This is a genomic window from Pseudomonas sp. F-14 TE3623 (assembly GCF_053629015.1).
The window spans coordinates 6,096,557-6,115,727 of sequence record NZ_JBRJHM010000001.1 but is presented as its reverse complement, the minus strand read 5'-3'; the positions used below and the strand labels follow the sequence as shown (position 1 = coordinate 6,115,727).

General features: G+C 59.7%; 16 protein-coding genes. 6 read left to right on the top strand and 10 right to left on the bottom strand.

Annotation, left to right across the window (positions count from 1 at the left end; translation table 11 throughout):
- Positions 1-115: 115 nt before the first annotated feature.
- Genes AB7M29_RS28310 through AB7M29_RS28300 form a run of 3 tightly spaced genes read left to right on the top strand, consistent with a single transcriptional unit; the run spans position 116 to position 1,732 of the window.
- A complete protein-coding gene (locus AB7M29_RS28310) occupies positions 116-784 on the top strand; it encodes a class I SAM-dependent methyltransferase (RefSeq protein ID WP_217854320.1) in 669 nt (222 codons plus the stop codon).
- 4 nt (positions 785-788) lie between these two features.
- Positions 789-1,502 carry a lipopolysaccharide kinase InaA family protein gene (locus AB7M29_RS28305; protein ID WP_454248504.1) on the top strand — a complete coding sequence of 238 codons (714 nt, stop codon included), beginning with the start codon at positions 789-791 and terminating at the stop codon, positions 1,500-1,502.
- 2 nt (positions 1,503-1,504) lie between these two features.
- Positions 1,505-1,732, top strand: coding sequence for a hypothetical protein (locus tag AB7M29_RS28300; protein ID WP_217854318.1), 228 nt, complete (start codon positions 1,505-1,507; stop codon positions 1,730-1,732).
- A 186-nt stretch (positions 1,733-1,918) separates the two neighbouring features.
- On the opposite strand, the gene AB7M29_RS28295 is transcribed toward AB7M29_RS28300, so the two are convergent.
- From AB7M29_RS28295 to AB7M29_RS28250, 10 genes are all read right to left on the bottom strand, one after another.
- Entirely contained in the window at positions 1,919-4,945 is a 3,027-nt protein-coding gene (locus tag AB7M29_RS28295; RefSeq protein ID WP_454248503.1) for a multidrug efflux RND transporter permease subunit, read from the bottom strand.
- Positions 4,946-4,958: 13 nt separating this feature from the next.
- On the bottom strand, positions 4,959-6,107 hold the full coding sequence (locus tag AB7M29_RS28290; RefSeq protein ID WP_217854316.1) for an efflux RND transporter periplasmic adaptor subunit: 1,149 nt from the start codon (positions 6,105-6,107) through the stop codon (positions 4,959-4,961).
- A 169-nt stretch (positions 6,108-6,276) separates the two neighbouring features.
- A complete protein-coding gene (locus AB7M29_RS28285; protein ID WP_217854315.1) occupies positions 6,277-7,377 on the bottom strand; it encodes a DUF1513 domain-containing protein in 1,101 nt (366 codons plus the stop codon).
- Positions 7,378-7,391: 14 nt separating this feature from the next.
- The gene (locus AB7M29_RS28280) at positions 7,392-8,456 is read right to left on the bottom strand and encodes an imelysin family protein (protein ID WP_217854314.1); all 1,065 of its coding nucleotides are present in this window, start codon (positions 8,454-8,456) and stop codon (positions 7,392-7,394) included.
- Between the two features lie 27 nt (positions 8,457-8,483).
- A complete protein-coding gene (locus tag AB7M29_RS28275) occupies positions 8,484-9,911 on the bottom strand; it encodes a di-heme oxidoreductase family protein (RefSeq protein WP_454248502.1) in 1,428 nt (475 codons plus the stop codon).
- Positions 9,912-10,237: 326 nt separating this feature from the next.
- Positions 10,238-11,581, bottom strand: a complete 1,344-nt coding sequence (locus tag AB7M29_RS28270; RefSeq protein WP_454248501.1) for an imelysin family protein — start codon at positions 11,579-11,581, stop codon at positions 10,238-10,240.
- Positions 11,582-11,818: 237 nt separating this feature from the next.
- The gene (locus tag AB7M29_RS28265) at positions 11,819-13,867 is read right to left on the bottom strand and encodes a putative bifunctional diguanylate cyclase/phosphodiesterase (protein WP_123719333.1); all 2,049 of its coding nucleotides are present in this window, start codon (positions 13,865-13,867) and stop codon (positions 11,819-11,821) included.
- 383 nt (positions 13,868-14,250) lie between these two features.
- A complete protein-coding gene (locus AB7M29_RS28260; RefSeq protein ID WP_007898423.1) occupies positions 14,251-14,847 on the bottom strand; it encodes a superoxide dismutase in 597 nt (198 codons plus the stop codon).
- 176 nt (positions 14,848-15,023) lie between these two features.
- Complete coding sequence (locus AB7M29_RS28255; protein ID WP_008069553.1) at positions 15,024-15,626, bottom strand: LysE/ArgO family amino acid transporter; 603 nt, start codon at positions 15,624-15,626, stop codon at positions 15,024-15,026.
- 5 nt (positions 15,627-15,631) lie between these two features.
- Positions 15,632-16,033 carry an ACT domain-containing protein gene (locus AB7M29_RS28250; RefSeq protein WP_217854311.1) on the bottom strand — a complete coding sequence of 134 codons (402 nt, stop codon included), beginning with the start codon at positions 16,031-16,033 and terminating at the stop codon, positions 15,632-15,634.
- A 96-nt stretch (positions 16,034-16,129) separates the two neighbouring features.
- Here AB7M29_RS28250 and AB7M29_RS28245 point away from each other — a divergent pair, with 96 nt between their 5' ends.
- The 3 genes from AB7M29_RS28245 to AB7M29_RS28235 all read left to right on the top strand — a co-directional run bounded on the left by AB7M29_RS28245 (position 16,130) and on the right by AB7M29_RS28235 (position 19,085).
- Positions 16,130-17,023, top strand: coding sequence for a LysR family transcriptional regulator ArgP (locus AB7M29_RS28245; protein WP_454248500.1), 894 nt, complete (start codon positions 16,130-16,132; stop codon positions 17,021-17,023).
- Between the two features lie 82 nt (positions 17,024-17,105).
- A complete protein-coding gene (locus tag AB7M29_RS28240) occupies positions 17,106-18,098 on the top strand; it encodes an NAD-dependent epimerase/dehydratase family protein (protein WP_217854310.1) in 993 nt (330 codons plus the stop codon).
- 117 nt (positions 18,099-18,215) lie between these two features.
- A complete protein-coding gene (locus AB7M29_RS28235) occupies positions 18,216-19,085 on the top strand; it encodes an ATPase (protein WP_454248499.1) in 870 nt (289 codons plus the stop codon).
- The last annotated feature ends 86 nt before the right edge of the window (positions 19,086-19,171 follow it).

Below are 19,171 nucleotides of genomic sequence, written 5' to 3'. Positions count from 1 at the left end.
AAAACCTCGTAATAATTCCGGGTTTTACATGACAGTTTTTTCACAAACGCATGACCTGACGCTGACACTGCGCTATCTAAGGTGGTGGTCATCAGAGGTTCAGGAGACTGCAGTGATGGCTGGTCCGATCAAACTCGATTTTTCCGAAAAGTACGACGATCAACACGCCCAGAAATATTTGCGCAAGCATCAGGAGGGACTCGGCCGCCGACTGTCCCACTGGCGTGACGAACAATTGGCACGAAAAGCGCTGACGCTGGCCGGTGAGCCAGGATTGGTCCTCGATTTGCCGTGCGGCGCGGGGCGTTTCTGGCCGCTGCTGGCGGAAAAACACAACCGTGTCATCATCGGGGCCGACAACTCGGAGTCCATGTTGAAGACTGCCATGCAGGCGCAACCCGCCGACGTGGTAAAACGGGTACAACCCTTGCACACTTCTGCATTCGACATTGCCTTGCCCGATAATGCCGTCGATAGCATTTTCTGTATGCGTTTGCTCCATCACATCGGTGAAGCCGAGCATCGACTGGCCATCCTGCGCGAATTCGAGCGCGTCACCCGTGACAGCGTGATTATTTCGTTGTGGGTAGACGGAAATTTCAAGGCCTGGAAACGCAAGCGCACCGAGAAAAAGCGTGGACATAAGGGTTACCAAAATCGATTTGTGTTACCGGCTGCCACGGTTGAAAAAGAATTCGATCAGGCGGGTTTTCGGATCCAGGAACAACTGGATTTTTTACCGCTCTACGCCATGTGGCGGGTCTACGTATTACGCAAGAGGTAACAAGATGGCAGTGCAGTATGCAGCACAAACGGAAGTTGCTTCTCAGGACCGCTTCGACTACTTCTGGAACCTGCGCGGTGAATGGGTAGAAGAACCCAACGTCCGTCGTGGTGGCGAAAGTGGCGTGCAGCGCGTCATGGGCAGTGATGGACAGCTGCTCTACACCAAGCGTCAAACCGGGCATATCTATCGCAGCGCGTTACACCCGTTCGGCCGGCCGACAGTGTTGCGCGAGCGCGATGCGCTCATTGGCCTGCGCCTGCTCGACGTTCGTGTTCCGGAAATCGTTTTTTGCGGGGCACAGCGCGATCCCGTGCATAAATGGCGCGCATTGCTGGTGACCAAGTCCCTGGATGGCTTCGAGGAAATCGAACACTGGTACGCGGCTGGCGGTCGCGAGCGTTACGGTGAGGCGGTGCATGATCGCGTATTGAAGGATCTGGCCGACAACCTGGCCCGCATGCACAAAGGCCGTTGGCAGCACAGCTGCCTCTACATCAAGCACGTATTCGTGCGGGTCGCCGGCGAGGGCGAGTCAGCCAAGGTCGAAACTGCCTTGATTGATCTGGAGAAATGTCGGCAGCGTTTGACCGCTCGTCAAGCGGCGGCCCATGACCTTAAACAACTGCGTCGCCACTCGTCGTTCAGCGATACAGACTGGAAAAAACTCGTCTATTTTTATGAGACGGCGTTTGGCAGCGCTATCAAAGGCTTATAACAATGAAACTCGAAATTGCACGAGGTTTGTTTTTAGCCGGAGCCTTGGCAGTTGCTTCATTGGCGGTGGCGGCCTGGGAGCAGCCCCGCACTCAAGTCCTGAGCTCCGTGCACGGTGACGCGCATTGTCCATTGCCCCGGGTTGCCAAAGCACCCGTGGGGACTCAACCCGATCATGACTTGTTGCTGTTCATGTTCGGACTTTCTCAGGGACTGAGGCCACAGAGTTGAACAGATTAAAGCCCAAATAAAAGGCCTCGCAGATGCGAGGCCTTTTTTGTGTCCGATGGCTCAAGTCTTGCGCGATCCATTGTGGGAGCGAGCCTGCTCGCGATAGCGGTGTGTCAGTCACCTCAATGCTGGCTGTGCCATTGCTATCGCGAGCAGGCTCGCTCCCACAGGGATATGTTGTGTTCTTCAGGGCTTATCAGGCTTGGCCAGCAACGTGTAGATGCACGGCAACACGAACAAAGTGAACAGCGTCCCGATCGACATCCCCGTCGCGATCACCGTGCCGATGTCGAACCGGCTGACCGCCCCCGCGCCCGTGGCGATGATCAACGGCACCATGCCGAACACCATCGCCGCCGTGGTCATCAACACCGGACGCAGGCGAATGGCCGCCGCTTCCTCCACCGCTTCGCGAGGCGACAGCCCCTTCTCGTTGCGTAACTGGTTGGCGAACTGAACGATCAGAATCCCGTGCTTGCTGATCAGCCCGATCAACGTCACCAATCCCACCTGGGTATAGATGTTCATGCTCGACCAGCCAAGGAACAGCGGGATCAACGCGCCGCAGATCGACAGCGGCACGGTCACCAGAATCACCAGTGGGTCGCGGAAGCTTTCGAACTGGGCCGCCAGCACCAGGAAGATGATCGCCAGCGCCAGGGCAAAGGTGACCCACAGCGCGCTGCCTTCCTGAACGTATTGCCGTGACGCACCGGCATAGTCGACGGCATAACCCGCCGGCGCTTCTTCCCGGGCGATCTGGCGCACGATGTCGATGGCTTCACCCATGCTGACCAGCGGGACCCCGGAAAGAATCGCCGAATTGAGTTGCTGGAACTGGTTCAACTGACGAGGTCGCGCCCGGTCGGTCACGGTGATCAGGGTCGATAGGGGCAGCAATTCGCCCTTGGTGTTCTTGACGTAGTAATGGTTCAGCCAGTCGGGGTTATCCCGGAAGGGTCGTTCCACCTGCGCAATGACTTTGTAGCTGCGGCCTTCGATGGTGAAACGGTTGATCTCCGCTTCACCCAGCAACGTTGCGAGGGTGCCGCCCAGGTCCTGCATTGATACACCCATCTGTGCAGCCTTGGCGCGATCGATATCCACCACGACTTCAGGCTTGTCGAAGGCCAGGTCGACGTCGACAAAGGCAAACTTGCCGGACTCCATCGCTCTTTTTTTCACCCGATCCATCACTTCCAACAATGACTCATAAGTGTTGGCCGAGTTGATCACGAATTGAAATGGCAAACCTTCGCCGGTGCCCGGCAGGGAAGGCAGATTGAAGCCGAAGATTTGCAATCCGGGAATGTTCTCCAGCTTGCTTTGGACCTCGGGCAGGATCTGCATCTGTGTCCGGTCGCGTTCGTTCCAGGGTTTGAGCAGGAAGCCGCCGATCCCCGATTGCACGCCGTTGAAACCGTTGATCTGGAACGAGGAGTAATACTCGGGGAACTCCTTGAAAATCGCGAGGAACTCGTCGGTGTAGGTGTTCAGGTAGTCGAGGTTGGCCGGTTGCGGGGCACTGGCCATCATGAAGATGACGCCCTGGTCCTCGTCCGGCGCCAGTTCCGACTGGGTGAATTTGAGCAGCACCGGAATCAGGCAGAGCACGATCACCGCGAACACCAGCACCACCGGCCGGGTGTTGAGGGTGCCATGAAGCACACTCTGGTAACGGCGCTTGAGGCCTTCGAAGATCACGTCCAGGCGATGGGCAAGGCCGGTAGGGTTTTCATCGTGGCGCAACAGCAGGGCGCACATCATCGGCGACAGCGTCAGGGCTACGACGCCGGAAATCACCACCGCCCCGGCCAGGGTCAGGGCGAACTCCTTGAATAGCGCCCCCGTCAGGCCGGTCAGGAAGCCGATCGGCGCATAGACCGCCGCCAGGGTAATGGTCATCGACACCACTGGCATGGCGATTTCGGCAGCGCCTTCAAGCGCGGCATCCAGCGGTGTCTTGCCTTCTTCAACGTGCCGATGGATGTTTTCCACCACCACGATGGCGTCGTCCACCACCAGCCCGATGGCCAATACCATCGCCAGCAAGGTCAGCAGATTGATCGAGTAGCCCATCATCTGCATGAAGAACATCACGCCGATCATCGACAGCGGAATGGTGACCACCGGGATCACCACCGAGCGCAGGGCGCCGAGGAACAGGAACACCACCACGATCACGATCAGCACCGCTTCGAACAGGGTTTTCACCACTTCGTCGATGGAGGCCTGGATAAACAGCGTGGCGTCGTAGGCGATTTCACCTTTCAGGTTCGGCGGCAGCTGGGCTTCCAGCTCTGGCATGATCTTGCGCACTTCCCTGATCACGTCCAGCGGGTTGGCGCCTGGGGTAGCCTTGATGCCGATGTACACCGAGGGCGTGCCGCCGAAGGAACTGATGGTGTTGTAGTTCTCCGCGCCCATCTCGACCCGCGCCACGTCCCGCAGCAGTACGCGACTGTCGCCCTCTACCTTGAGCGGGATCGCGCCAAAGGCCTCGGCGGATTTGAGTTCGGTGTTGGCGTTGATACTGGTGACCACATACTCGCCTTTCACTTCGCCGGCGGCGGAGAGGAAGTTGTACTGGCGCACGGCATTGGTCACGTCGCTGGCGCTCAGGCCGAAACCGGCGAGTTTCACCGGGTCCAGCCATAGGCGCATGGCGAACACCTGGTTGCCGAGAATCTCGGCTTCGGCCATGCCCGGCAGGGTCGCCAGTTTCGGCTGGATGACCCGTGACAGGTAATCGGTGATCTGCGGATTGCTCAGCTCGTCGCTGAAGAAACTGATGTACATCAGCGCTGAAGCGTCGGCAGCTTCCTTGCTCAGCACCGGGTCTTCGGCGTCTTGGGGCAGCTGGTTCTTGACCTCGTTGGCCTTGGCCAGCAGTTCGGTGAACAAGCGGTCGCTGTTGGAGCCGATGCGCGCGTAGATCGAGATCACCGAGAAGTTCTGGCGACTGACCGAGGTCATGTAGTCGATGCCTTCGGCACTGGCCAGGCTCTGCTGCATCGGTTGGGTGATGTAACCCTGGATGGTTTCGGCGTTGGCCCCGGGGTAAGCGGTGGTCACCGTGATCAGGGCGTTTTCCATTTGCGGGTATTGGCGCAGCGGCAATTTGCTCCAGGCCTGGAAGCCCAGCAGCACAATCAACAGGCTGACCACGGTGGCGAGCACCGGGCGGCGGATGAACGGGTCGGTAAAAGCCATGGGGATTCCTTGATCAGTCAGCGCGCGGCTGACTGCTCTTCTCGGCTAGGGTCTTGTCGTCGCTGATGGCAATGTGCGCGCCGTGGTCCAGTTTGATCTGGCCCCCCGTGACCACTTTTTCGCCGTTCTGCACGCCTTTGGTGATCATGACCATTGCGTCGCGGCGCTCACCGGTTTCGATGAAGCGCCGCTCGGCGATCAGAATCGGCTCACCCTTGTCGTCTTTTTCGAGGCTGCCGTCTTCGGCCTTTTTCTGCGCAACGACGTACAGCGAGTTGCCATAAAGGGTGTAGGTGATCGCGCTTTCCGGCACGACGATGCGTGGTTGCGGATCGGGCAACAGCACCTGCAGGCTGGCGAACATTCCCGGCAGCAACTTGCCATCGGGGTTGGCCAGGGTGGCGCGTACCATCACGTTGCGGGTGCTGTTCTCGACTTTCGGGTTGATCGCGCTGATGGTGCCGGGGAAGTGCTCTGTCGGGTAGGCTGAGACAATGACCTGTACCGGTTGGCCAAGGGCGATTTTCGGCACGGCCTGTTCGGGTACAAAGAAGTCGACGTAGAGGCTGCTGAGGTCTTGCAGGGTGGCGATCATCGTGCCGCTGGCCACGTAGTCGCCGACGTCTACCTGACGAATGCCGATGGTCCCGCTGAACGGAGCGAGGATGCGTTTTCTTTCCAGTGCCGCCTTGAGTTGATTGACCGTGGCCCGGCTCTTTTGCAACACCGCCGAGAGTCGGTCGAACTCGCCTTTGGAAATAGCCTGGCTGCCCACCAATTGGCTGCCGCGTCCGTAATCCAGTTGCGCCAGTCCCAGGTCGGCTTGAGCGGTTGCCAGCAGGGCAGTTTCAACGGCGGTATCGAGTTGCAGGATTGGCTGACCGGCCTTGACCTTCTGCCCCGACTCGAACTGCACCTCCTTGACGGTACCGGCGATCTCCAGGCTCAGGTCGACCCCTTGCAGCGCCGTGAGGGTGCCGACCGTTGGCAAACGGCTTTGCCACGGACGTTCGGTGGCGGTGGCCACGGCGACGCTTATCGGCGGTTTCGGCGCGGAGAAGCCCTGCATCATCGTATAGATGGAGAAGGCTTTGTAACCGGCCAGGACCAGCACGATTAGCAGAACAACACCCAACATGATCAGCATGCGGCGACGCAGCATATTTCCAGTTCCTTGGAGAAAATCAGGTGAGACAGGCGGGAACATTACTCCGAGTGTGAGGGGGATTCCAATGGATGTTTTTTGCGTGATCTTACGAAAAAGATCGCCGCCTGCGGCAGCTCCTGCAGGTACGCATTCCCCTGTAGGAGCTGCCACAGGCGGCGATCTTTTAAACCATCAGATGAAGATGGTTGTCCCAGAGCCCGGCAGGCAACTCCAGAGGTTTTGCGACAAGAGTTGTCTGGCGGCAATCGTAGTACCGGCATCGTCCTTGACCGGAGGTCACGACAAAACCATCGGCCACGGCCCCGACACCTGCGCAATCGGGAAGTGGCGCATCCAGGCGTACTTCACCGCTATCCAGGTCCCAGATAAAAAAGCGGTTGCCCCGCGGCGCGGTCAGGGCGACCAGACGCAGTTCACTGTGTATGGCGACGCTGGCGGTGTAATGCCCCATGGCCTGCAACTGATGCTCGGGCACCGGGAACGCCACGAACGGTTGGCCGGGCCGCTTGATCGCCAGCAGCTCCGATGACTCGTGGGCAGCGCCCATGAACTGCTGGCCGGCGACGATGGTGCCATCGCTGGCGACGCCCAAGTGCCGCACGCTGTTCATCTGCTGGGCCAGTGTTTCCTTGCTCAACAATGTGCCATCGCGCTGCATCAACACCAGGCTCGGTTCCATCGCGTTGAGGTTCATCTCGACCCGGCTTTCGGCCTCGGTGCGAATGCCACCGTTGGCCACAATCAGCGTCTCGCCATCGGGCATCCACGACACCTGATGCGGGCCGACACCGTGGGTGGAAAGCTCGCCGCTGTGCACCAGTCGCTCACCTTCGAACTTATACACACCGAGCAGGCCACGGCCCGGATCGGAGGTGTCGTTTTCGGTGGCGTACAACCAGTCGCCGCTCTGATGAATCACCGCGTGACCGTAGAAGTGCCGGTTCGGCTGCGACACCACGGTTTGCAGCAACGTGCCGTCGCGCAGATCGATCAGGTAACTCTCGGTGCCGGGACGTCGAGCGACGAACAGCGCTATCGGCAGCGTCGGGTGGTTGATGATGTCGTGGCAACGCTGGCCGACCTGGGTGGCAAACACCCGGGTACCGTCCAGCCGATAACCGACGGCGTAATGCTTGCCGTCACCATCGTCCCGCGCCGAGAGCAGCAGCGGGCTTTTGTCCTTTTGCTTGAACAGCGTCCAGCCGCCCAGTGTCACCGCACCCAGCAGCAAACTCCCTAACGTCAGAGCCTGGCGTCGCAGCATGGCACTTGCCCTCATCAGTCACCGTCGTTGGCGTTGAAGCCCAGTTGGATGCCCAGCGCCTTGGCCAGTTCGCCTTCGTGCAGGCGATGGACAACGTTGAGGCTGTCGTAGATCGCGTTGAGCTGCTGGCGCCCGGCATCGTCGGTGAGCATGTCGGTCAGCGAGCGCTGGTTGCTGGCGAACAATTTCAGGGACGTTGCATAGGCCGCGTCGATCTTGTCGGCCAAGGGTTTCTGCTCGCTCGGCAAGAGACCGCGCAAGCCTTTGTTGTCGACACCGACCCAAACGGTTTGCGCCGCGCTCAGGCTCGCTTGCAGGCCTTGCAGCGACGATTGGCTGCGCCACGCATCGGCCTGGAACGGCTGTGGAGTACCCTTACTCTGACGGCCCATCGGCGTGCCGAGTTTTTTCTTCAGGGTGTCCAGCGCCGTCACTTGCACGCGCAGCAGATCGGCGATCGCTTCGTGGGAGTCGGCGTAGCGCTGGTTGGGGAACTTGCTCATCTGCGCGAGCATGCCGTCGTTGGTATTCCAGCCTGACAGGATCTCTTCGGCCAGTTGCTTCTGGCGTTCGCCAATGGCGGTCAGCAGTGGGCAGTATTTGGCTTTCTGCGCGCTGTCGGCCATGTCGATCTTGCTGTCGAACAGGATGTATTCATAGGCCGAGAGCCCCTGAACCACAACGCTGGACTTGGTCAGGGCGGCGGCATCGATCTGCGGTTGCGCGGTCACCAATTGCTCGACCTGACGGCCCACGAGGTTTTTCTTGTCCGGCCAGAACTGCACCTGCCACGAACGGTTGCCCTCGGCCAATGGCCCGATCAGCAGCGGTTGCAACTCGGCCCAGGCTTTCTGCGCGTGCAGGAAGTCGGCGCGGGCGGTGTCCAGGGTTTCCTTGCCTTGGCAGAACGCCAGGGCGCTGACCGCCAATTGACGGTCGGCCTCGACCCAGCGGCTGTAGGTCGGCAGGATTACTTGCTTGGCGATGGCCGCCGACGTGACCGCTTGCGGATCCTGAGGCGAACAGGCGCCCAGGGCGAGGGCGGCAAGGCTGGTGAACAACAATTTGGGACGGAACATGTCGGGCTCCCGCTGAAGGAAAACGTATTAAAGGGAATTCAAAAACGCCAGCAATGCCGCGCGCTGCTCGGCATTGAAAGACATAACCTGTTGCTGCGCCGCCTTTGCCTCGCCGCCATGCCAGAGCACGGCCTCGAGCAGGTTACGGGCGCGGCCGTCATGCAAAAACTGGGTGTGGCCGCTGACTGCCTGCGTCAAGCCGATGCCCCACAACGGCGGCGTACGCCAGTCGCGGCCACCGGCCTGGAACTCGGTGCGGTTGTCGGCCAGTCCGTCGCCCATGTCATGCAGCAGCAGGTCGCTGTAAGGGCGAATCACTTGATTGGCCAATTCAGGTTCCGCGGCGTTGGCGGCGGTGGTGTATTTCGGGGTGTGGCAGGACTGGCATCCCGCCTGGAAAAACAGATTCTTGCCGGCCAGCACTTGCGGCGTGCCGACATCGCGCCGGGCCGGTACCGCGAGGTTACGGCTGTAGAACAGCACCAGACGCAGGATGTTATCGCTGACTTCCGGCTCACCATCCGGGCCATTGCCGTTGGGTGCCTGCTTGCAAGCGGTTTGCGCGTCGGTGCAGTCATCAACGGTTCTCAGGCTGGTCGTGAGGCCCATATCACCAGAGAACGCGTGAACGTTTTGTTGATTGAGGTTCGGTTGCCCGGCCTTCCAGCCAAATCGCCCGAGGACGGTTTTCTGTTGTGCGTCGTCCCAGACCCGGTTCGGTCGTCCGGCGATGCCGTTCTTCTCGCGCGCCTGAGCCTCAGCGTTGGCCAGAATGGCCTCGTCGGGGATCGCTTCAAGCAAGCCCAGGCCAATCATCGGTGGTGCGATGCGCGCCGAGAAACGCGTGTCGGGGTGCATCGGGCCGTAGCCGAGTTGGGTGATCTGCAGGGTCGGCTTACGCAACTCGATTTCGCTGCCGTCCTTGAAACGCACCGGGACCGGGGTGTAATCGACGCGCACCTTGCCTTCCGGGACGACGCCGGGTACCGACATGTCCTGGAACTGCCCGCCGTAGACCGGCTCCGGAACCACACCCAGTTGTTCGATGACTTTGGCGTAGGCCGGCGCATCAGGGATCGACAGACGCACCAGCATCGACACCGCATTCGGTGCATCGGGCGCGGGCGGGTGACCGCGCCCGTCCTTGATGTGGCAGTTCTGGCAGGCGTTGGTATTGAACAACGGGCCGAGGCCATCGCGGGCGGTGGTGGTCGATGGGGCAATCACCCAAGGGCTGCGAAAGAAACTGTTGCCGACGCTGAAATCAACGCGCCGTGACGGTGGCAGATTGGCGGAGGGCAGGGAGAATGAGTTCTGATCGGTCTTGCGCACCGTTGCGCTGCCGCCGGAGCGGGCTTCACCGGGTTCGGCCTGGGTAAAGCGGGGGGCGTCATCGCAGGCACTCAGACCCAGGGCCAGCAACAGTGCAGACAAGCGAAGAGGCAGCGAGGGCATCAGACATCCTGCAAGACGAGCAAAACAAGGGCGCAAAGTCTAACAGGGCAGGGGAGTTTGAATAAGAGGAATTATCGTTTGGTTGATCTGAGGCAGGATTTGACTTGAGACCGAGTCGCGGCCATCGCGGGCAAGCCACGCTCCCACAGGTTCAGTGCAAGACCCTGTGGGAGCGGGCTTGCTCGCGAAAGCGGATTTACATTCAACATCGATGTTGGCTGACAGTCCGCCTTCGCGAGCAAGCCCGCTCCCACATTTTGATCTGCGTTCGGGCTAACAGAAAGGCGACCCGAAGGTCGCCTTTCTGTTCATTCAGCCAGCGTTGATCAGAACTCGTGATCAGCGTTGTCCGGGTTCAGGTCGCTGATGCCCAGTTTGCCGGCGGCAGCTTCGATTGAACCGGTCTGCTTGACCAGCGAGGCGATGGCGTCGCGCACGATCTGGTTGCCAGCAGTGTTGCCCGCAGCGATCAGTTGGTCGTAGTGCTCACCCTTGTTGGCGTGATCGACCATGACCTGAAGCTTGGCTTCGGTGGTAGCCAGGTCGGCTTTCAGCGCGGTGTCGGCTGCCGGGTCGGCTTTGGCGACCAGCGACGACAGGCTGGCGCCGGTCATTTTGGTGCCATCGACGCGGGTGTATTCGCCCAGGTACACGTTACGCACGCCTTTGGCATCGTAGAAGTGCGAGTTGTGGGTGTTGTCGCTGAAGCAATCCTGTTCGTCTTCCGGGGAGTTGGCTTCCAGGGAAACCTTCATGCGCTCGCCCGCCAGTTCGCCCAAGGACAGGCTGCCCATGCCGAACAGCATTTTGCGCAGGCCGGTTTCAGCCGGTTCCGCTTCCAGGGTGGCGCGGTAGTTGTCGGCCACGTTCGGCTTCCAGTTACCGACCATTTCTTGCAGATCGTTGACCAGCAATTGGGTCACGGATTTCAGGTAAGCGCGACGACGATCGTTGTGACCGCCGGTGGCGCCTTTGCCTTCCAGGAAGTCGGAAGCAGGACGGTTGCCGGCGCCAGGGCCGGTGCCGTTCAGGTCCTGGCCCCAGAGCAGGAATTCGATGGCGTGGTAGCCGGTGGCGACGTTGGCCTCGGAACCGCCCAGCTCGTTCAGGCTGGCGAGTTTTTCCGGGGTGATGTCTTTCACGTCGACCTTGTCTTCGCCGACCTGAACCTGAGTGTTGGCGATGATGTTGGCGGTGGCACCCGGGTTACCCAATGCGTGTTCGTAGGATTTGTCGACGTAGTCGATCAGGCCTTCGTCCAGTGGCCAGGCGTTCACCTGACCTTCCCAGTCGTCGATGATGGTGTTGCCGAAGCGGAACACTTCGCTCTGCAGGTAAGGCACGCGGGCCGCGACCCAGGCAGCCTTGGCGGCTTTCAGGGTGTCGGCGTTCGGCTTGGCGAGGAATGCGTCGACGGCGGTTTGCAGGGTTTTCGCGGTGGATTCGGCATCGCTGTAAACGGCGAAGACGATGTCGGCGTAGTGCGCAACCACAGCCTTGGCGGCGGCTTCATCGACTTTACCGGTAGCAGCAGGTGCAGCCGGGGCAGCGGTGCTGGCGGCCGGGGTCGGCGCTTGTGGGGCGGCAGCCTTGTCTTTGCCTTCGCCGCAACCGGCGAGGGAAATAGCGATGGCCAGCAGACTGGCGGTGGCCAGAGGCATACGAATCATGGCGAACATCCTGCTTCGGTGATTAATGGACGCGCGTGGAGGGCGCGCAAAACTGCGACATAATGCAAATCTTTCGCATTATGTGTAAAGGGTTGTGCTTGTAAATATTTCTTATTCGCGCGGAAGTTGTGTCATAGATCAAGAGATCGCAGCCTCGTTTCACTCGACAGCCCCTACACAAGCACGCGGTTCATGTAGGCGCTGTCGAGTGAAACGAGGCTGCGATCTTTTGATCTTCTACAAAATAGCCGCGTTACTGCGCTGGGCTTGCTTGAGGTAGGCGCTCAATTCCCGCGCCGGCAGTGGTTTGCTGTAGTGATAACCCTGACCTTCGTGGCAGCCTTCGGAGATGATGTAGGCCTCTTGCTCGGCGGTTTCCACCCCTTCGGCGATCACCTGCATGCCCAGGCTCTTGCCCAGCTGGATGATGGCGCGAACGATGGTCGCATCGTCGTCGTCATCGAGCAGGTCCTGAACGAAGCTCTTGTCGATCTTGATCTTGTCCAGCGGCAGGCTTTTCAAATAGCTCAGTGATGAATAACCGGTGCCGAAGTCGTCAATGGCGATCAGCGCGCCGGAGCGACGCAGGCTCAGCAGATGCTGGGCGGCGGTGCTGATGTCTTCCATCAGGCCGGTTTCGGTGACTTCCAGCTCCAGGCTGCGCGGTGGCAGGCGATACATCTGCAGCAGGTTATTGACCACCCGCGGCAATTCGGCGTGATGCAATTGCACGGTGGACAGGTTCACCGCCATGCGCAGGTCGAAACCCTGATCGTGCCATTCGCGCAATTGTTTGCAGGCCTGATCCAGCACCCATTCGCCGATGGCGATGATGGTGCCGTTCTGCTCGGCCAGCGGGATAAACAGGTCCGGCGGCACCAGCCCGTGTTCGGGATGCTGCCAGCGAATCAACGCCTCGACGCCCACCACGCGATGATCGCGGTAACTGATCTGCGGTTGATAGACGAGGTAGAACTGGTCGCGGATCAAGGCATCGCGCAGGTCTTTTTCCAGCTCGCGGCGCCGACGCATTTCCGTGTCGACGCTGGCGATATAGAACTGATAGCGGTTGCGCGAGCGAGTCTTGGCCAGGGTCATGGTCTGCTCGGCTTTTTGCAGCAACTTCTCGGTGCTGTCACCGTCCTCGGGGAACAAGGTGATGCCGATGGTGGCGCGCAGGCGAATTTCCTGATGATCGAGGGCGAATGCCGCTTCCAGGTCATCAAGAATGCTTTGGGCCAGTTCGGCCGCTTCATAGGGTTGTTCGATGTCGGCCTGGACCAGTGCGAACTGGTCGCCACCCAAACGGGCGAGGGCGCCGAGGCGACCGCTGTGAGCCCGCAGGCGATCGGCCAGGGCCAGCAGCAATTGGTCGCCAGTCTGATAGCTGAACTGTTCGTTGATGCCTTTGAAATCATCGAGCCCGACACACAGCACCGCTACCCGGCGCTGCAATTTGCCGGCGTCGACGAGGATTTTGTCCAGTTGTTGCTGCAATTGCTGGCGGTTCGGCAAACCGGTGAGGAAGTCGTACTGGGCCATGCGCAGCAGGCTGTTTTCTGCTTCGTGGCGCAGGTGAGTATTGCGCTCGATGGATTCGAGCAACTGGTTGGCGGTATTGATCCAGACACCCAACTCGTTTCTCTCATGCCCCTTGAGCTGCGGAATCTTGTGGGCGCTGGGTCGGTCCGGGTTGATTTCGGTCAGGTGTTCGATAATCCGCGACAGCGGTTTGGTCAGCAGCCAGTGATAGACCAGATACAGCACCAGAGCCATGGCCAGGGCGCGCAATACGCCAGAGATGAAGATGATCACCGAGCTGACAATGAAGCCCTTGCCGTAGGTGGCCGTGTCGAGGGTAATGCTCAGGTCGCCGTAGTACTCGCTGTAGGGCCCGCGGCCCACCAGTTGGGTGGTGAAGGTGCGTTCGTTGCCGAGGATCAGGTCAGTCAGCCAGCGGCTGTTGGAGTGCTGCAGTTCACGGGTTTTTTGCGCAAGCATGGCTTCATTAGGATGGCCGATGGAGGCCATGCGCACGGCGTCGTCCTGAAACAGGCCTTCGATCACCTGCATACCCATTTCCCGGTCCAGGCTGTAGACGGCCTGGGTCGAGGGGTCACGGAACATATCGAGGATGCGCTGAGCATCGTTGGCCACGGCCTGGCGTGTTTTATAGGCATCGAAAACGATCTGCGCGCAGCTCAAGACCACGCCGACGATCAATGCCGACAGGAGCACGACCCGGAGCAACTTCACCGACAAGCTGTTCTTGAGTTCCAGCTTCAAAGGGTTATTCCTTGTTCCGTGCGGGTAGCGTCAAGTTGCCATGAGTATTGGCAATCCCGTGATGTCAGTCAAAGGGACAATCCAACCCAGGGGATTTTGCCGGTAGCTTGGCCGATATGCTGTTGTTTGGAGTATTTGCCCTATTAGCACTGTGTCGGTTGTTGAGGCCCTCAACTTGAGGGGAACGGGACAATTTTTCCTTGTGGTTGATGTTAGACGGCTGTGATGTGGGGGCAAGAGGGCAAATGCCACTCGCGTTGTGGGAATGTTCCCTCCAACTGTAGGCGCGAGACTTGACCGCGAAGGCGGCTATAGGAATGTACCCATTTCCCCAGCCCATAAAAAAACCCGGCAAAAGCCGGGTTTTTTGACTGGCGCGAAGCTTAAGCGGTGAAGGTTTTGCCTTCGAACTGCTCAGCGACGAATTTCCAGTTGACCAGGTTCCAGAACGCTTCGACGTATTTCGGACGAAGGTTGCGGTAGTCGATGTAGTAAGCGTGTTCCCAGACGTCGCAGGTCAGCAGCGGGGTGTCGCCGCTGGTCAGCGGGTTGCCGGCGCCGATGGTGCTGGCCAGGGCCAGGGAACCGTCAGCCTTTTTCACCAGCCAGCCCCAACCGGAACCGAAGGTACCGATGGAGGTTTTGCTGAACTCTTCCTTGAACTTGTCGAACGAACCGAACGCTGCGTTGATGGCATCAGCCAGCGCGCCGGTTGGTTGACCGCCGGCGTTTGGCGCCAGGCAGTTCCAGTAGAAAGTGTGGTTCCAGACCTGAGCGGCGTTGTTGAAGATACCGCCCGAGGAAGTCTTGACGATTTCTTCCAGGGTCTTGCCTTCGAACTCGGTGCCTGGCACCAGGTTGTTCAGGTTCACGACATAGGTGTTGTGGTGCTTGTCGTGGTGGTATTGCAGAGTTTCCTCTGAAATGTGCGGCTGCAGGGCATCGTGTGCGTAAGGCAGCGGCGGCAATTCGAAAGCCATGATGATTCTCCTAATCAGGTCAGTTGCGGTGAGCGCAAGGCCGATCACGGGCGGCCAGACATGCGCCGGGGAGTTTGTACTCTTTGCGGCGCAGGGATCGGATCATAGCACCGGGGGTGCGGCATAACCACGCAACAACTGTGTGGAATAGAGGTTCCAGAGCCTTTTGGAATAAATCACCCGGCGCTGATTAACTGGAACGCTACGGTGAACATCATCACGGCGACCAACAGGTCGAGAATTCGCCAGGTGCTCGGCCGTGCCAGCCACGGCGCCAGCCATGCCGCGCCAAGGGCTAAAGTGAAAAACCACAGCAATGACGCACTGGCCGCGCCCACCACATAAGCGCCGGGCTCGGTTTGTTGAGCGCCGAGGGAGCCGATCAGCAACACGGTGTCCAGATACACATGCGGGTTGAGCAGTGTCACTGCCAAAGCACTGAGCAGCACCGCCCGCAGCGAGCGTACTGTCTGATTTTCACCCTGTTGCAGGCTTTGTTTCGAGCAGGCTCGACGCAGCGCCAGGCTGCCGTACCACAGCAAAAATGCCGCGCCACCCCAACGGGCGATGGCCAGCAGGGTCGGGTTTTGCGCCAGCACTGTCGCCAGCCCGAACACTCCGGCGGCCACCAGCAACGCATCGCAGGTCACGCAAAGCGCCGCCACCGGCAGGTGATGTTCACGCCGAAGGCTCTGCGCCAACACAAATGCATTCTGGGTGCCGATTGCCATAATCAGCCCCGCGGCCACCAACAGGCCGTTCACATAGCTTTGCCACATATGTATTACTCCGCGTTGGACGCCAGATCCCGCAGTACCTGCAGGGCGCGTTCGGCATCGGCCTGGCCGACGAACAAATGGTCGTGGTAATACCCGGCGATCACGTTGCAACTGATGCCGGCCTTGCCCAGTGCCGTGGCGAACGCGGCGGTCAGGCCGACGGCTTCGAGGGCTGAGTGCACGTTCAAGGTGATCCAGGCGGCGACGTAATCGAAGCTGAAACCGGCCTTCTCAGCGTGGGAACGTTCCAGAATCACCGTCAGGCCTTCCCGTTCACGAAAACTGCCGACAATCTCAAGGCCGGTGGGCAACTTGCCGTTGCGCAACGTGCAGAACACGTATTCGCCGTCGTTGAGTTGCGGGCTCATGCTGCGCAGCAGGGTTGCCAATGACGTTTCGCCAGCCATGTCGGTGATCCTTGTTCAAGAGTTCTTGCTGGCCATTCTCCGGTTGAAGGCTGTATAAGAAAAACCAATAGTCCTGATCGCCCATTAGGAGAACTGATGTTCGACTACAAATTACTTTCCGCGCTCGCCACCGTGATCGAACAGGCCGGATTCGAACGCGCCGCGCAGGTGTTGGGTTTGTCCCAATCGGCCATCTCCCAACGGATCAAACTGCTGGAGGCACGGGTCGGCCAACCGGTGCTGGTGCGGGTCACACCCCCGGCGCCGACGGAGATTGGCCGGCGATTGCTTAACCATGTGCAGCAGGTGCGATTACTTGAGCGCGATCTACAAACGTTGGTCCCGGCGCTGGACGAAGAAGGCCTGCCAGAACGCCTGCGTATCGCTCTGAATGCCGACAGCCTTGCCACTTGGTGGGCCGAGGCGGTGGGGGACTTTTGCGCGGAACAACATCTGTTGCTCGACTTGGTGGTAGAAGACCAGACCGTCGGCCTCAAACGCATGCGCGCAGGCGAAGTGGCGGGGTGTGTCTGTGCCAGTGAGCGGCCAGTGGCTGGTGCGCGCAGCGTTCTGTTGGGGGCGATGCGCTACCGTGCGATGGCGAGCCCGGCGTTCATTGCCCGGCATTTTCCCGAAGGTGTGCGCGCCGATCAATTGGCCAAAACCCCGGCCCTGGTGTTTGGCCCGGATGATTTTCTACAGCATCGCTACCTCGCATCCCTCGGTGTGGATGGCGGTTTCGAACACCATTTATGCCCATCGTCCGAAGGCTTTCTTCGTCTCACCGAAGCAGGGCTTGGCTGGGGCCTGGTGCCTGAATTGCAGGTGCGCGAGCAACTGGAACGCGGCCAATTGCAGGAGCTTTTGCCAGATAAGCCGATCGATGTGCCGCTGTACTGGCATCATTGGCGCAATGGCGGTCAGCTTTTGGGGTTACTCACCGATCAATTGGTGCGCTCGTCGAAGCAATGGCTGGTGCCGTTGGACTGACGGGCAGCGTCAAGACCTCACGCCCTACGCCCTACGCAATATGCAAAGCGCAAAACGCAAAACGAAATATTCGGAGCAATTCATGAAGATTCTGGTCACCGGCGCAAGCGGCTTCATTGGCGGACGCTTTGCGCGTTTCGCCCTGGAGCAGGGCCTGGACGTGCGGGTCAACGGTCGCCGGGCCGAAAGCGTCGAGCATCTGGTGCGCCGTGGCGCCGAGTTCATTCAGGGCGACTTGAGCGACCCGCAACTGGCACGCGACCTGTGTTCAGACGTTGAAGCCGTGGTGCATTGCGCCGGCGCTGTCGGTTTGTGGGGGCGGTATCAGGACTTTCATCAAGGCAACGTCGAAGTCACCGAGAACGTGGTCGAGGCCTGTCTGAAACAGCGGGTCCGGCGTCTGGTGCACTTGTCGTCGCCGTCGATCTACTTCGATGGCCGCGATCATCTGGGGTTGACTGAAGAGCAGGTGCCCAAGCGCTTCAAACATCCCTATGCCGCGACCAAATACCTGGCTGAGCAAAAAGTTTTCGGTGCGCAGGAATTCGGCCTCGAAACCCTGGCCCTGCGCCCGCGCTTCGTGACGGGTGCCGGCGACATGAGCATTTTCCCCAGACTGCTGAAGATGCAGCGCAAAGGGCGCTTGGCAATTATCGGCAACGGCCTGAACAAGGTCGATTTCACCAGCGTGCAAAACCTCAATGAAGCGTTGCTCAGCAGCTTGCAGGCCAGCGGTTCGGCTCTGGGCAAGGCCTACAACATCAGCAACGGAGCACCGGTTCCATTGTGGGATGTGGTCAATTACGTGATGCGCCAAATGGATGTCCCACAGGTTACCCGCTACCGTTCCTACGGTTTGGCCTACAGCCTTGCCGCGCTCAACGAGGGTGTGTGCAAGCTGTGGCCAGGTCGTCCCGAGCCGACGCTATCGCGGCTGGGCATGCAGGTCATGAACAAAAACTTCACCCTGGACATCAGTCGCGCACGGCATTATCTGGACTACGATCCGAAAGTCAGCCTCTGGACCGCCCTCGATGAATTCTGCGGCTGGTGGAAGGCTCAGGACATTCGCTGACACACAAGGGTGACCCCTTACTGAACCGAGTTCGGGGTTCAGGGTCAACCGGTGCGGCAGCGGGGGTTATACTTCGCCGCATCAAGCCATCACCGCGTTCCACAAAGGTTGACCCTAATGCCCATGCGTAACGATGCCAACGACGACTTCGACGATGTCCCGAGCCTGCGCGCCGACAGCCTCGATGACGATGATTTTCCGACCACCGCTCGCACTGCCGTGCATTCGCGCACCACACCGGTGGTCAAGGTCAAAGGCCCGAGCACTGGCCCTCTGTGGGCATTGGTCGGCGCGTTGTTCTTTGCCTTCGCCGGCCTTGCCTGGTGGAGTTTTCAGCAGATCTCGCTGATGGAACAGCAACTGGTGGCGACCCAGGAAAGTTTTGCGCGCATCAGTGAGGAAGCGGCGGGGCGCTTGCAGGACATTTCCGGCAAGGTCGTGGCCAGCCAGTCCAACGTCAGCACTGGCAGTGAAGCGTTGAAGCTGCAAATCAAACAGCTCGAAAGCAAACTACAGGACCAGAGCAAACAGCTGGAAAGCAAGCTTCAGGATCAGAGCAAGCAGCAGCAAGGCGTACTCGGCCAGACCTCCGATCTGGACAAGCGCCTGGCGCAAATGACCGCGCAAGCCACCGAACAACAAACCGCCAATGCTCAGTTGCAGGCTCAGGTCAAAGCCTTGAGCGGTGAACTGGCCGCGTTGAAGAACGCGTCGGACGATACCAGCAAATTCGACGCCCAACTCAAAAGCCTGGGCGCTGACATCGTCGCGCTGAAGAAACAAAGCAACCCGAGCGCCGCCATCGAACGCCTGGAGCAAGACATGATCGTGCTCAAAAGCCAACAGGACAACCGCCCGGCCGCCGCACAAGGTGGCACCAACACCGCCGAGTTCGACGCCTTCCGCGGCCAGGTCACCCGCAACATCAACACCCTGCAGGCGCAGATTCAGAATCTGCAGCAACAACTGCGCACCCGGTCTCAATAGCCCGATGCAGTGATGGGGCCTGTGGAGTGGGGCTTTTGTAGAATGGGTTTTGTGGTTAGGGGCTTGCTGTGGCTAGGGGCTTTTTG

Excerpts from the sequence above, each read along its gene's own strand:
- AB7M29_RS28310 (WP_217854320.1), top strand. The coding sequence starts at position 116 with ATGGCTGGTCCGATCAAACTCGATTTTTCCGAAAAGTACGACGATCAA.
- AB7M29_RS28305 (WP_454248504.1), top strand. The coding sequence starts at position 789 with ATGGCAGTGCAGTATGCAGCACAAACGGAAGTTGCTTCTCAGGACCGC.
- AB7M29_RS28300 (WP_217854318.1), top strand. The coding sequence starts at position 1,505 with ATGAAACTCGAAATTGCACGAGGTTTGTTTTTAGCCGGAGCCTTGGCA.
- AB7M29_RS28295 (WP_454248503.1), bottom strand. The coding sequence starts at position 4,945 with ATGGCTTTTACCGACCCGTTCATCCGCCGCCCGGTGCTCGCCACCGTG.
- AB7M29_RS28290 (WP_217854316.1), bottom strand. The coding sequence starts at position 6,107 with ATGCTGCGTCGCCGCATGCTGATCATGTTGGGTGTTGTTCTGCTAATC.
- AB7M29_RS28285 (WP_217854315.1), bottom strand. The coding sequence starts at position 7,377 with ATGCTGCGACGCCAGGCTCTGACGTTAGGGAGTTTGCTGCTGGGTGCG.
- AB7M29_RS28280 (WP_217854314.1), bottom strand. The coding sequence starts at position 8,456 with ATGTTCCGTCCCAAATTGTTGTTCACCAGCCTTGCCGCCCTCGCCCTG.
- AB7M29_RS28275 (WP_454248502.1), bottom strand. The coding sequence starts at position 9,911 with ATGCCCTCGCTGCCTCTTCGCTTGTCTGCACTGTTGCTGGCCCTGGGT.
- AB7M29_RS28270 (WP_454248501.1), bottom strand. The coding sequence starts at position 11,581 with ATGATTCGTATGCCTCTGGCCACCGCCAGTCTGCTGGCCATCGCTATT.
- AB7M29_RS28260 (WP_007898423.1), bottom strand. The coding sequence starts at position 14,847 with ATGGCTTTCGAATTGCCGCCGCTGCCTTACGCACACGATGCCCTGCAG.
- AB7M29_RS28255 (WP_008069553.1), bottom strand. The coding sequence starts at position 15,626 with ATGTGGCAAAGCTATGTGAACGGCCTGTTGGTGGCCGCGGGGCTGATT.
- AB7M29_RS28250 (WP_217854311.1), bottom strand. The coding sequence starts at position 16,033 with ATGGCTGGCGAAACGTCATTGGCAACCCTGCTGCGCAGCATGAGCCCG.
- AB7M29_RS28245 (WP_454248500.1), top strand. The coding sequence starts at position 16,130 with ATGTTCGACTACAAATTACTTTCCGCGCTCGCCACCGTGATCGAACAG.
- AB7M29_RS28240 (WP_217854310.1), top strand. The coding sequence starts at position 17,106 with ATGAAGATTCTGGTCACCGGCGCAAGCGGCTTCATTGGCGGACGCTTT.
- AB7M29_RS28235 (WP_454248499.1), top strand. The coding sequence starts at position 18,216 with ATGCCCATGCGTAACGATGCCAACGACGACTTCGACGATGTCCCGAGC.